Annotated in this window: 12 protein-coding genes; 8 read left to right on the top strand and 4 right to left on the bottom strand. The window is 59.3% G+C overall.

Features of this window, described 5'->3' with window-relative positions:
- Window positions 1-10 precede the first annotated feature (10 nt).
- Complete coding sequence (locus R3D51_01125) at window positions 11-577, bottom strand: rhodanese-like domain-containing protein (GenBank protein MEZ5898071.1); 567 nt, start codon at window positions 575-577, stop codon at window positions 11-13.
- A gap of 310 nt (window positions 578-887) precedes the next feature.
- On the opposite strand from R3D51_01125, the gene R3D51_01120 reads away from it, so the two are divergent.
- Entirely contained in the window at window positions 888-2663 is a 1776-nt protein-coding gene (locus tag R3D51_01120; GenBank protein MEZ5898070.1) for a M3 family oligoendopeptidase, read from the top strand.
- A gap of 355 nt (window positions 2664-3018) precedes the next feature.
- A complete protein-coding gene (locus tag R3D51_01115; GenBank protein MEZ5898069.1) occupies window positions 3019-4932 on the top strand; it encodes a potassium transporter Kup in 1914 nt (637 codons plus the stop codon).
- Between the two features lie 106 nt (window positions 4933-5038).
- Here the strand turns inward: R3D51_01115 and R3D51_01110 are convergent, their stop codons facing one another.
- Together R3D51_01110 and R3D51_01105 are read right to left on the bottom strand one after the other, a co-directional pair.
- A complete protein-coding gene (locus R3D51_01110) occupies window positions 5039-5461 on the bottom strand; it encodes a CBS domain-containing protein (protein MEZ5898068.1) in 423 nt (140 codons plus the stop codon).
- Window positions 5462-5614: 153 nt separating this feature from the next.
- Complete coding sequence (locus tag R3D51_01105) at window positions 5615-6208, bottom strand: hypothetical protein (GenBank protein MEZ5898067.1); 594 nt, start codon at window positions 6206-6208, stop codon at window positions 5615-5617.
- 92 nt (window positions 6209-6300) lie between these two features.
- Between R3D51_01105 and R3D51_01100 the strand changes: the two genes are divergently transcribed.
- The 6 genes from R3D51_01100 to R3D51_01075 all read left to right on the top strand — a co-directional run bounded on the left by R3D51_01100 (window position 6301) and on the right by R3D51_01075 (window position 12155).
- A complete protein-coding gene (locus R3D51_01100; protein ID MEZ5898066.1) occupies window positions 6301-6480 on the top strand; it encodes an aa3-type cytochrome c oxidase subunit IV in 180 nt (59 codons plus the stop codon).
- A 113-nt stretch (window positions 6481-6593) separates the two neighbouring features.
- Window positions 6594-7730, top strand: coding sequence for a Re/Si-specific NAD(P)(+) transhydrogenase subunit alpha (locus tag R3D51_01095; protein MEZ5898065.1), 1137 nt, complete (start codon window positions 6594-6596; stop codon window positions 7728-7730).
- Between the two features lie 64 nt (window positions 7731-7794).
- A complete protein-coding gene (locus tag R3D51_01090; protein ID MEZ5898064.1) occupies window positions 7795-8163 on the top strand; it encodes a proton-translocating transhydrogenase family protein in 369 nt (122 codons plus the stop codon).
- A 52-nt stretch (window positions 8164-8215) separates the two neighbouring features.
- Window positions 8216-9637, top strand: a complete 1422-nt coding sequence (locus R3D51_01085; GenBank protein ID MEZ5898063.1) for an NAD(P)(+) transhydrogenase (Re/Si-specific) subunit beta — start codon at window positions 8216-8218, stop codon at window positions 9635-9637.
- Between the two features lie 246 nt (window positions 9638-9883).
- Window positions 9884-11275: a YiiX/YebB-like N1pC/P60 family cysteine hydrolase gene (locus tag R3D51_01080; protein ID MEZ5898062.1), complete on the top strand. Its 1392-nt coding sequence runs from the start codon at window positions 9884-9886 to the stop codon at window positions 11273-11275.
- 28 nt (window positions 11276-11303) lie between these two features.
- The gene (locus tag R3D51_01075; protein MEZ5898061.1) at window positions 11304-12155 is read left to right on the top strand and encodes an alpha/beta hydrolase; all 852 of its coding nucleotides are present in this window, start codon (window positions 11304-11306) and stop codon (window positions 12153-12155) included.
- Window positions 12156-12305: 150 nt separating this feature from the next.
- On the opposite strand, the gene rpsU is transcribed toward R3D51_01075, so the two are convergent.
- Window positions 12306-12632 (bottom strand): 30S ribosomal protein S21, encoded by a 327-nt coding sequence (gene rpsU, locus R3D51_01070; GenBank protein ID MEZ5898060.1) that lies wholly within the window; start codon window positions 12630-12632, stop codon window positions 12306-12308.
- Window positions 12633-12659 lie beyond the last annotated feature (27 nt).

The following is a 12659-nucleotide window of genomic DNA, read 5'->3' as shown; positions in this document are numbered from 1 at the left end:
CGGCGCTTTTCTAAGGCACCAGCTTTGCCTTCATCAACTTGTAGTCCCATGGCAGGCCGGAGTTCTTCCAGCCGTTGACGCTGCGCTTTCCGTCGTTGGATAGATCGCCCTCGAAGCCCTCAACTTGGCTATAGGCGTCGGTGAAGCCAGCGGCCGCCAGGGCGTTCACCGCACGCGCGGAGCGTTCGCCCGATCTGCACATCAGGACGACGGAGTCCGCTTTGGTCAGACCTTTTTTCGCAAGCTGCGCCTCGATCTGTTGAACGAACGCACCGTTAGGCACCATTCGATAGCGTGCCGCCTTGTCGTCCCATTCGGAAGTCATCTCCATGAAGGGAACGTGTGCATCGATTTCCTGCGTCATGCCGACAAACATGAGTTCTGCTGAAGTGCGCACATCGACGAACAGGACTTTTGCGCGATCCTTGTTGACAAGCTCAAAGGTCTGTTTGGGGTCAAGATACTTGCCGAGGGTTGTTTGCTTTGACTTGGGAATTTCTTGCGATACCGCAGGCGCGGCTATGGCGAACCCCAGCGACAGGGCCAGAGCAACCAACATAGACAGTCGTGCGCGCATTTTTTCCATCTCCTTGTCGTGCAATTCGGTTTGACGACCATTCTAGGAGACTATTTGAACGCGCGAAATGGCGCTGCCACCTTGTGCCGAGGGCGCGGGAGGCTATCTTTCGTTGCGATGGGTTGCTATCCAGCCCGCTCGGGACTTGCCCTGGGTGGGCCCGTCTGCCATGCGCGAAATCAAGCGCACGGCTGAAGTTTCAGAGAAAAACGGAGAACCATTGCCGATGCGTCAGACCTCGCGCCTCGAAATCCTCTCATCTCCCCCCGCCGGAGCCACCGGTAAGACTGAACCGGTAACGCTTGGAGCTATGCCGGAGTGGGATCTCTCCGATCTCTATGCCAGTCCGGCGGCGCCTGAGGTGAAAGCCGACATTGCTTCGGCAGGCGAGGAAGCAAAGCGCATGAAGGCTGCCTATCAAGGCAAGCTTGGTGAGCTTGCCAAGGATGGTGGCAAGCTCGTCGTCGCGGTGAAGGACTATGAGAATCTGTCCGACACCCTGGGCAAGCTCGGTTCTTATGCTGGCCTCTACTATGCTCAAAATCAGAGCGACCCGGCGCGGGCCAAGTTCTATGGCGACGTTTCGGAGGCGCTGACGCGGATCTCCACGGATCTCATATTTTTCGAGCTGGAGTTGAACCAGATCGACGACGCAGTTCTGGACGCTGCAATAGCGCACAAGGATCTGGCGCGTTACAAGCCCTGGTTCGACGACTTGCGCAAGGAAAAGCCCCATCAGCTCGATGAGAAGCTGGAGACGCTTTTTACAGAGAAGAGCCAGACCGGAAGGGGGGCGTGGACGCGACTCTTCAATGAGACGATGTCCAGCTTGCGCTTCGAAGTCGAAGGCGAAAAAGAGCCTCTCACCCTCGAGCCGACTTTGAACTTGATGTCGGACCCTTCCGAGCCGCGTCGCCGTGCCGGTGCCCAGGCCCTTTCCAAGGTTTTTAAGGCAAATCTGCCGCTGTTCACGCTCATTACCAACACGCTCGCCAAGGACAAAGAAATTTCCGATCGCTGGCGCCACTTCAAGGACGTCGCCGACAGCCGCCACCTCGCCAACCGGGTCGAAGCACCCGTCGTCGACGCGCTCGTCTCTTCTGTGCGCGCGGCCTATCCGCGTCTTTCACATCGCTACTATGCGATGAAGGCGAAGTGGTTGGGCATGGACAAGCTGTCCCATTGGGATCGCAACGCACCGCTGCCCGAGAAGCCCGAGCGGGTCATCACTTGGCCGGAGGCAGAAGCTATCGTTCTCAAGGCATACGGCGCATTTGCGCCCGATATGGCGACGATTGCTGGTGAGTTCTTCAAGAAGAATTGGATCGATGCGCCGGTAAAGCCGGGCAAAGCGCCAGGGGCGTTCTCGGCGGCGACGGTGCCAAGCGTGCATCCGTACGTTCTGATGAACTACCTCGGCAAGCCGCGCGATGTGATGACGCTCGCGCATGAGCTGGGGCATGGCGTCCATCAGATGCTGGCGCGCGAGCAGGGGCCGCTGCTGGCGCCCACCCCACTGACGCTGGCGGAAACAGCGAGCGTGTTCGGCGAGATGCTGACCTTCAAGGCGCTGCTGGCGGAAACCAAAGACCCGCGCGAGAAGAAAGCGATGATAGCCTCCAAGGTAGAGGACATGATCAACACCGTCGTGCGCCAGATCGCGTTCTATACGTTTGAGCGTAAGGTGCACGAGGCGCGCCGCAACGGCGAGCTAACGTCCGATCAGATAGATGCCATTTGGATTGAGGTGCAAAGCGAAAGCCTCGGACCGGCCATCGATCTGAAGCCCGGCTATGAAGTGTATTGGACCTACGTGCCGCACTTCATCCATTCGCCCTTCTACGTCTACGCCTATGCGTTCGGCGACTGTCTGGTGAATTCGCTCTATGGCCTTTACGCAGAAGCGCACCCGGGCTTTGTCGCCAAGTACTTCGATATGTTGAAGGCGGGCGGATCCAAGCATCATTCCGAAATGCTGGCGCCTTTTGGTCTGGATGCCCGCGACCCTGCCTTCTGGAACAAGGGCCTTAACGTCATCGAAGGTATGATCGACGAGCTAGAAGCGATGGATAAGGCCGTCGCCTGAAGCACTACGCATTCATCCGCCGGGTATTTTCGTTCAGTATAATATCCGGCGGAACTGGCCCTGCGCTGATCGCATGTCCCAAATATTCGCGAAATGTCCGGTGCGGATTTCCAGGTGCTCTTGGCATTTACCTTGGTATGTCGGCAAACAACCGGAACGGGGCAGGGCGGCGAATCGTTGATATTCTGGTAGCCCGCAACGACATCGACTACGGACAATTGCTTATTTCTTGTCGCGTCAAGACAAATAGGGTGAGAAACGTGCGATTTTGCCGCTTCCCAAGGGCAGGGGTGCGGAGTAGAAGGCCGCGACTTTCGTTGAGGGCAGAATTCCGAAAAAAACGCGAGGTGCCTAGATGGCACAAACGCAGGCCGGTAACCAGAGCGCCGACAGTGGCGCCGGAGACGGGCATCACGATCAAAATTTCTGGGCGCTTGTCATCGGTTCGATCGGTGTCGTTTTCGGCGATATCGGTACCAGTCCGCTGTATGCGTTCCGGGAAGCCATCCATGCAGCCAAACTGCGCGGGCTCTCGACGGGTGAGTCTGCCCTCGGCGTGCTGTCGCTCATCCTTTGGGTGTTGCTGCTGATCGTCACGATCAAATACGTGATCATCCTGCTGCGAGCCGACAACAAGGGTGAAGGCGGTACCTTCGCGCTCATGGCTCTCGGTCAATCGGTCGCCAAACGCAGCGCGCCCTTGCTGTTGACGCTGGGTATCGCAGGTGCCGCGTTCTTCTATGGCGATGCGGTCATCACGCCGGCCATTTCGGTGCTTTCGGCCGTGGAGGGCCTAAAGCTCATTGCGCCGCAGATGGAAAAGGCTGTGATTCCCGTTTCGATCGTCATCCTTGCATTCCTGTTCTGGATGCAGTCACACGGCACAGACCGTGTCGCGAAGTTTTTCGGCCCCATAACCGCGTTGTGGTTCGCGGTGCTTGCCGTTGGCGGCCTCATGCACGTCGCAGATAATTCGCGCGTGTGGAATGCGCTCAATCCGGCTTACGGAATAACCTTTGTCTGGCGGCACGGCGTCATCGGACTGACGATCATGGGCCTTGTCTTTCTGGCCGCTACGGGCGCAGAGGCGCTCTATGCGGACTTAGGCCACTTCGGGCGCAAGCCCATCCAGGCCGCTTGGCTCTGGTTCGTCTTCCCTTCGCTGTTGCTCAACTATTTCGGCCAGGGAGCGCTGGTTATTTCGGATGAGACGGCATTGGAAAACCCGTTCTATCGGCTTTACCCGGATTGGGCGCTCATCCCAATGCTGATAATGGCGACGTTCGCCACGGTGATCGCGAGCCAGGCGGTGATAACGGGCGCATTTTCGCTGACCCGGCAGGCAATCCAGCTTGGTCTGGTGCCGCGCTTCGAGATCCGCCACACATCCGAGAGCATGGCGGGGCAGATCTACATGCCGCGCGTCAACTCGTTCTTGTTCATCGCGGTTGTGCTGGCAGTGGTGCTGTTCAAAAATTCGTCCAACTTGGCGGCGGCCTACGGCGTCTCGGTGACGGCGGCAATGGTCATCGACAGCTTGATGGCATTTTTCGTGATCTGGAAGTGCTGGAAGTGGCCGCTGTGGAAGTCGGCGCTGCTGATCATTCCCTTCTTGCTCATCGAGCAGGTCTTCTTCTCAGCCAACATCTTGAAGCTGTTTGAAGGCGGCTGGGTGCCCATCACGATCGCTGTGAGCTTGTGCATCATCATGTTCACCTGGGTTCGCGGGTCGAACGTGCTGGCAAAGCAGACGCGGCGCAACGAGGCCGATCTCGACTGGCTGGTGCGTAAGCTGGAGACCAAGCCGCCGCATCGCGTGCCGGGCACGGCCGTGTTCCTGACCGGCGATCCTTATGCAGCACCGACCTCGCTGATGCACAACCTGAAGCACAACCGCGTGCTTCATGAGCGCAACATCCTACTGTCGATCAAGACGGAGGAAACGCCGCGGGTGGCTCGGCATGAGCGAGTAACGGTAGAGCGCGTGTCAGATCACTTCGTGCGCATCATTGCGCGCTACGGCTTCATGGAAACGCCAAGTGTTCCCAAGATCCTCGATCACTGCAGGCGCAAGGATTTGAACATCGATATGGGATCGACGTCGTTCTTCCTGTCACGACGCTCTTTGCGCGTCACGGCGAAGTCCGAGATGCCGCGATGGCAGGAGCGATTGTTTATAGCGTTGGCGAGCAGTGCGGAGGATGCGACCACCTATTTCCAGATTCCGACCGATCGCGTCGTGGAGGTTGGAACGCAGGTCGCCATCTAGCGGCGTCCGTCCTGAATTTTTGCAAACGAAGAAATTGGGCAGCGGGTATAAAAAATGCGGGGCTTTGCTGGCCCCGCATTTTTCACATCAGGTCTGTTGAGCGGATTTAGCTGTGGTGCGCGGAGACCGCGTGGAGCACTTCGCCGGAAAGTTCACCGGATTTGCGGGCGTGCGAGATATCGCCAAGGCTCAATATGCCGACCATGCGCTTGTTCTCATCGATCACCGGTAGCCGACGGATACGCTTGCTCTCCATGATCCGGGTGGCGTCATCCAAGTCTTCCTCCGAACGGCACCACACGATTGCAGGTGTCATGATATCGCGCGCCGTCAGCTTTGCGGGGTCCTTGCCATTGGTAAGGCCGCGGCAAACGATGTCGCGATCCGTCACCATGCCGACGAGCTTGTCGTCATCACCGACTGGCAACGCGCCGATGTCGTGGTCGCGCATCCGTTTTGCGAGGTCGGCAAGGGGTGTCTCAGGGGTAACCCATTCGACTCCGCGGTGCATGGCATCTTTTACTTTCATGGCGGGATCTCCTCTTGTTCTCGAACGGTCGAAGGAAACGATCGCTCTTTTTCAAGGTGGCGCACTCCCTTAGGCGCGCCTGAACTCCCCCGAAGCTCCGATAGTCCGCCCGCCATATGGTGAGACCATGGCGTGCGTCGCCAGAGCCGAAGGTCAATGCGACGGGCGCAGCCGCGGCCGGTAGGTGTTGATTATGTCAAGCATGGCATCCCCGATAAGGGAGGATCGGTTGACGAAGGCGACAACGGGCCAAGCTAGGTAACTGTTAATACCTTCAACATTGCCGAGCCCAGGCGTGCCTGCCACCGCCCGTCCCTCCTTGAACGTAACTTCGGGTGCAAAAGTTGCTTTGATGGGAAAGCCACCGTTCTTGGTCTTGATTTCACAGCTGACCGGTTGGGGAGGAGCCTTGAAAACATGGTCGGGTTCTGTGAGGGCCGGCTCCACTAAGGCGCGTTCAATTTCGACCTTGACCACGCAACTTGCGTCCTGAAGCAGGCCGCGGGTCAGGCGGCGCATCTCATCGCGCTCGTCCGTCGTAAGCAACACCATATAATCGCAGGATATTTTCGGACCAGTCTGGTCTGCGACCGCTTTGAGGCAAGAACCCAGTGTGCCCGCGCGCGGTTCCGGCCCGGCATCGGCGACTACAGTCATAAGGGCGGCGGCCAGAAAGTAGATCGACGTTCGGACCACGACTTTTGCCAGATCCGGATCTTTAATTCTGAACTGGTTTGAGAAAGGCATTTGCGCATCCTGCGAAACATTGTCATTGTTCAAAAGATAGTCTTGCGTTGCCTTGCTGACATCGGGGCGTTGCGCTACCAGAAGCGGCCTGAATGGGCGCGATCCAAAATCTAAGGGAGGATAAGGACGTGGGTGTTGATACGACTAGCGGACATCCGGATATGGATTACTCGGAACACCTCCGCACTTACGAAGGCTTTCTCCGCCTGACGAAGTTTATCATCGCGGCCATCGTTGTGCTGCTCGTCGGCATGAAGATTTTCTTGGTTTGAGCGTTGCAGGCCCGTGAAGGGCCGTCGTTGCACGACCTCAATCCAGGGCAGGTCCAAGTCGGGCCTGCCTAAATAGTTTCTGGCCCCATCCAAAAACGTAATCGGAAGCTTTCATGGTCACGATCGCTGTTACCCGTGAGCCGGCAGAAGAGCCGCGCGTCGCAGTCTCTCCCGAGACGGTCAAGAAGCTGTTGGCAGCAGGCGCGACGGTTCGCGTCGAAAGCACCGCTGGTGCACGCTCGCGCTTTTCCGATGACGTGCTAAAGTCGGCAGGCGCAGAAATTGTTCCGCATGAAGCCGCCTTGCGCGACGCCGATATTCTCCTGGCCGTGCGCCGTCCCACGCTTGACGATATCAAGCTCTTGAAGCCGGGCGCGATCGTGGCGGCGATGATAGATCCCTACGGCGACCGCGCCGGGCTAGACGAGCTGGCGGGGACGGGGGCAAGCGTCTTTTCCATGGAGTTCATGCCGCGCACGACACGTGCTCAGTCGATGGACGTTCTGTCGTCGCAGGCAAACCTCGCCGGATACAAGGCCGTTGTCGATGCTGCGGCCATGTTCGGGCAGGCGCTTCCGATGATGATGACACCCGCGGGTACGGTGCCCGCAGCAAAGGCCTTCATCATGGGCGTCGGCGTTGCGGGCCTGCAGGCCATTGCCACGGCGCGCCGCCTCGGTGCCCAGGTCACGGCGACCGACGTTCGTCCCGCGACGAAGGAGCAGGTGCAGTCGCTGGGCGCCAAGTTCATCGCGGTCGAAGATGAAGAGTTCAAGCAGGCGCAAACGGCTGCCGGTTACGCCAAGCCGATGAGCGCTGAGTATCAAGCCAAGCAGGCTGAACTCGTTGCCAATCACATCAAGATCCAAGACATCGTTATCACCACCGCACTCATTCCAGGGCGTCCGGCGCCGCGTCTTATTACACGCGCCATGGTGGAAAGCATGAAGCCTGGTGCGGTCATCGTAGACCTCGCCGCCGAGCGCGGCGGCAACTGCGAACTGACCGAGGCTGGCAAGGTCATCGAGACGCCAAATGGCGTGAAGATCTCCGGGCCGATCAACCTTGCGGCCTCCATCGCGGTCAACGCTTCCTCGCTCTACGCCAAGAACCTGTTGGCCTTCATCGAGATTATGCTCGACAAGAAAGAGAAGAAGCTCGCCGTCAATTGGGATGACGACCTCATCAAAGGTACGCTGGTGGCGAAGGACGGCAAGCTCGTCCATCCCAACCTCGTGCCGCAGTCCTGAACAACCTGAAACTGGGAGAGATCCAATGCGTCATCTCAAAGCGCTGGCCCTGGTTGCTTTCGCCATGCTTGTGGTGCCGGCAAGCGCCTTCGCCTCCGAGGGGATCGGCGGCGCAGTCGACCCCTTCGTCTATCGCCTTATGGTCTTCGTGATGGCGATCTTCGTCGGCTACTACGTCGTATGGTCGGTGACGCCGGCGCTGCACACACCTCTCATGAGCGTGACCAACGCCATTTCGTCGGTGATCGTCGTTGGCGCTCTGCTCGCGGTTGGCGTCAATCTCACCGCTTCCGATAGCGCGATCGCCAAGGTGTTCGGCGTGCTGGCGCTCGCGATGGCTTCCGTCAACATCTTCGGCGGCTTCCTCGTCACGCAACGAATGCTTGCGATGTACAAGAAGAAGGACGCCCCCGCCAAGAAGCAGGGCTCGTGATCCATGACGCTGTGCCCCACCTCAAGACTGATTGCCGATAGAGGAAACTGACATGAGCGCCAATCTCGCTGCCCTTTTGTACCTCGCTGCGGGTGTCCTGTTCATTCTCGCGCTGCGTGGTTTGTCGAGCCCGGCGACGTCCCGCCAAGGCAACATGTTCGGCATGATCGGCATGACCGTCGCGATCCTCACGACGATCGCGCAGCTAGGCGATTACGGCTTCTGGACCTGGGCGCTGATCCTGCTCGGTATGGGTGCTGGTGCGTTTGTTGGCGCCAAGACAGCGCGCGAAATCCCGATGACCATGATGCCTGAGCTGGTCGCAGCCTTCCACTCGCTGGTTGGTCTTGCTGCCGTGTTCGTTGCCGCCGGTGCACTGTATGCACCGTCTGCCTTCGGCATCCTGGTCGATCCCAACAACGCTGCTGCAGGCATCAAAGGCGCGAGCCTTCTGGAAATGTCATTGGGTGTCGCAATCGGTGCCATCACGTTCACCGGCTCTGTGATCGCGTTCGCCAAGCTGTCGGGCCGCATGTCGGGCAAGCCCATCATTCTACCGATGCGCCACCTCATCAACGCCGGTCTGGGGTTGTTCATCATTCTGCTGATCTATTGGTTCATGCAGTCGGGCGGCTCGGCGTTCCTGTTCTGGCTGATCGTGCTGGCGAGCCTCGCGTTCGGCGTGCTCATCATCATCCCGATCGGCGGCGCGGATATGCCGGTGGTCGTTTCGATGCTGAACTCCTACTCGGGCTGGGCGGCGGCCGGCATCGGCTTCACGCTCGGTAACATCGCGCTCATCATCACGGGCGCGCTGGTTGGCTCGTCGGGTGCGATCCTGTCCTACATCATGTGTAAGGGCATGAACCGTCAGTTTTTGTCGGTTATCGCGGGCGGTTTCGGCGGCGAGACGGCTGGCCCGGCTGGCGGTGGCGGGGAGCAGAAGCCCGTCAAGCTTGGCTCGGCTGAAGATGCTGCCTACGTCATGAAGAACGCTTCCAAGGTCATCATCGTACCGGGATACGGCATGGCGGTTGCCCAGGCGCAGCACGCGCTGCGCGAGATGGCGGATGCGCTCAAGAAGGATGGCGTCGAGGTGAAATACGCCATCCATCCGGTTGCGGGACGTATGCCTGGCCATATGAACGTGCTGCTTGCAGAAGCCAACGTGCCCTACGATGAGGTCTTCGAGCTGGAAGACATCAACGCGGAGTTTGCGCAGGCTGATGCCGTCTACGTGATCGGCGCCAACGACGTCGTCAATCCGAGCGCGGAAGAGGATAAGTCATCGCCGATCTACGGCATGCCCGTGCTTCAGGTTTGGAAGGCAGCGACGGTCTTCTTCAACAAGCGCTCGCTGGCATCCGGCTACGCCGGCATTGATAATCCGGTCTTCTACAAGGACAACACGGTGATGGTCCTGGGTGACGCCAAGAAGATGACGGAGGAAATCGCCAAGGCTCTGGCTCACTGAGGCTGGCGGAGCTCGGCCCAAAGCGCCGGGCGACACGGGAAAATGCGACGGCGACCCCGGTCAATGCACCAGGGTCGCCGTTTTGCTATGAGCGGGCAAAAAGAAGGCAGCCGACATGCTTGTGTCACGGGCATCGGCCAGACGGAATGTTTGCGGACATCGCGCCCGTTGTGTTGCCCTTAGGACGCTTTCTGCCGAACCGCCTTTGGTATAGTCCGCCCCACAGGGTTTCTTGGAGTTTTCGTCGTGTTGTCCCCCGCAGGTCCAGAGTCGTCATACGAGCATGATCTCGCTGTGATCGAGCGACTTGCGGCAACACCGGCAAATTCCGCTTATGAACTCGAAAAGGCGTTTGGGATGATCTACAACCGTGCCGCCACCGCAAACCTCGATGCCTATGACGTGCGCGAGGTCGCCAAGGATGCGGTTTCAATCCAGTACAGGTTGTTCGACGTCCGCATGCGCCTGCGCGACCGACTGGGAGAGTTCGAAGCAAAAGGGATGATGTCTCTGCCTGTACAGAAGGCACTACGCGACGCCTTTCGCATCCTGCGCTACGTCAACGATATGGTGGGCGAGGTCGCGCTGGCACACGGTAAGCATATTGCCACGGGCGAGGGGCTGCGCGGGTTCACGGGCGGGGAGACGAATACCCTCGTCAATTGGCGCTTCTATGCACCGCGCCAGGGACGAGACATCACGTTTCGCTCCGGCGATGTTCTCCTGGTTCGCGGCGAGCGCCACAACAGCGCAGCCATCGCCCGTATCGGTGACGTCGATAGCCAATTCTCGCATGTCTGCATCGTCTACCTGGACGGAGGCGGCACGCACTTCGTAGTCGAAAGCCTCATCGAGGATGGCGCGGTGTTCGGCTCGCTTGCGCATGCGCTCGATCATGGTATCGCGCGCGCCGTGCTCTACCGGCACAAGGATGCTGATCTCGCAGAGCGGGCCGCAAAGCTGATCTACGAGCACGTCAAGGCGTCCCGCGAGGGAATTGGCAGGCGCATTCTCTATGACTTTTCGATGCGCCTCGACACCCGCAAGCGGTTATTCTGTTCCAAGCTGGTGCGGCTCGCTTATGAGATGGCGAGTGACGGCACGGTTGAACTTCCGCGCTATCCTACCCGGATCGGGATGCAGAACCGCGATTTTCTCAGACGCATCGGGGTGAAAGCGACGGAAACGTTCGCGCCGGGCGACATCGACATGGAGAAAGAATTCGATCTCGTCTGCGAATGGCAGGACTACACGAAAACTGGAAGCGTGCGCCTGCAGGATTTCACCTGCGACAAGATCTTTGAATGGATGGACGCCTACGACTTCCGCTTCAAGGAGACGTTCCTGATCTGGATCGTGTCGGTCTTCGGCCGGTTGTCGGCCTACTTCTCAGACAGCGCGAAAGAGATCCTGTCGTCTATCGCGCCGAAAGTGCCAATCAACATGCCCCGCAGCAGCGTTGCTGCGGTAGCCATGCTGCATCGGACGGCGGAGCCCATCTACCGGGAAGTCCTGGCTGCCAACGATGCTTGCATGGTGAAGCATTTCCGTCCGCTCCATGGCAACGAAGTGTTTGAGTTGCTGGAAGACATTCGCCGCCGCCACGGACGGCAAATCGGATACCTTTCGGCGGACTAGTGCGACGCCGGGTCGGAAGGGGGCGGACTTGAAGACTGCATTGATCCTGGCCGTTGGCCTTTATCTGACCGTGGCACTTGCCATGTATCTGGGCCAGCGCAGGCTCATCTACTTGCCAGAGACAGCGCGCACGCTTCCCCGCGATGCCGGGCTTGAGCAGGTCGAAGAGAAGGTGATTCAAACGGGCGATGGCGCCCATGTGATTGCTTGGTACGCAAAGGCGCGCGCTGGGCAGCCGACGCTGCTTTATTTTCACGGCAACGCCGGTTCTCTGGAGAGCCGCCAGGAGCGTATCCGCAAATACAGCCGCTGGGGTCGAGGCATCTTCATGATGAGCTATCGCGGATACTCAGGATCGACGGGCTCTCCATCGGAGCAAGCCAACGTTGCCGACGGCATGAAGGCGTTTGACATGCTCGTCGCACAGGGCGTGCCACCCGCTGAGATCATCATCTATGGCGAGAGCCTGGGCAGCGGCGTGGCGGTGCAGGTGGCCGCCGCCAAGGCGCCAGGGGGGCTGATCCTTGACGCGCCCTATACGTCATTGAGCGACGTGGCTGCGGGGCAGTATCCTTGGTTGCCCGTGCGCCCCATGCTGCTGGATCGTTACGACAGCCAGGTCTTCATCAAACAGGTGCATTGTCCGCTGCTGATCGTGCATGGCGAAAAGGACGAGACCATTCCCGTTTCCATGGGCCGCAAAATGTACGCGTTGGCGAACGAGCCGAAGCAGATCGCGACGTTCAAGGACGCAGGCCACGCCGACCACTACATGTACGGTTCTTACGACGCTATAAACGCCTGGATCGACAAGTTCTGGCCGCCACGGGCGGGGCACGCAGCCGCCGCGCCGACGTCATCGTCGTCTCAATCGCCTTAAAGTCAGGGTCGGTGGCGCGAACGCTTTGCGTCGGGATTATACCCACGCGGTCTTGAGGGACCGGTCTCCAAAACTGAAAACGGCCCGCCTTGTGAGGCGGACCGTTCGAAACTTTACGCTCGGCGGCTGATGTGACCGCCTGAGCTTATCTCAGCCCGACTGCTGGCTGTTGAAGCCGCCGCCGCCGCCCTGACCACCGCCGCTGTTGAAGCCGCCACGACCGCCTGCAGCACCACCGCGGCCGCCACGGGCAGGCGATGCCGGCTTGCCGGGCAACAGGCCTTCGCGCTGGGCCTTCTTGCGGGCCAGCTTGCGGGCGCGACGAACGGCTTCCGCTTTCTCGCGGGCCTTCTTCTCGGAGGGCTTTTCGAAGTAGTTGCGCAGCTTCATCTCACGGAAAATGCCCTCGCGCTGCATCTTTTTCTTGAGGGCCTTAAGAGCTTGATCGACATTGTTGTCGCGGACGAGAACCTGCACGCGGTGTTTTCCTCTGATGTGCGGTGT

This window comes from Hyphomicrobiaceae bacterium, assembly GCA_041397645.1.
In the GTDB taxonomy this organism is placed as follows: Bacteria; Pseudomonadota; Alphaproteobacteria; order Rhizobiales; family Hyphomicrobiaceae; genus Hyphomicrobium_B.
This window is presented reverse-complemented; position numbering and strand designations above follow the sequence as displayed.

Bases quoted from the DNA above. Each gene is read 5' to 3' on its own strand.
- R3D51_01115 (MEZ5898069.1), top strand. From the start codon at position 3,019: ATGGCACAAACGCAGGCCGGTAACCAGAGCGCCGACAGTGGCGCCGGA.
- R3D51_01100 (MEZ5898066.1), top strand. From the start codon at position 6,301: ATGGGCGCGATCCAAAATCTAAGGGAGGATAAGGACGTGGGTGTTGAT.
- R3D51_01095 (MEZ5898065.1), top strand. From the start codon at position 6,594: ATGGTCACGATCGCTGTTACCCGTGAGCCGGCAGAAGAGCCGCGCGTC.
- R3D51_01105 (MEZ5898067.1), bottom strand. From the start codon at position 6,208: ATGCCTTTCTCAAACCAGTTCAGAATTAAAGATCCGGATCTGGCAAAA.
- R3D51_01085 (MEZ5898063.1), top strand. From the start codon at position 8,216: ATGAGCGCCAATCTCGCTGCCCTTTTGTACCTCGCTGCGGGTGTCCTG.
- R3D51_01125 (MEZ5898071.1), bottom strand. From the start codon at position 577: ATGCGCGCACGACTGTCTATGTTGGTTGCTCTGGCCCTGTCGCTGGGG.
- R3D51_01110 (MEZ5898068.1), bottom strand. From the start codon at position 5,461: ATGAAAGTAAAAGATGCCATGCACCGCGGAGTCGAATGGGTTACCCCT.
- R3D51_01090 (MEZ5898064.1), top strand. From the start codon at position 7,795: ATGCTTGTGGTGCCGGCAAGCGCCTTCGCCTCCGAGGGGATCGGCGGC.
- R3D51_01120 (MEZ5898070.1), top strand. From the start codon at position 888: ATGCCGGAGTGGGATCTCTCCGATCTCTATGCCAGTCCGGCGGCGCCT.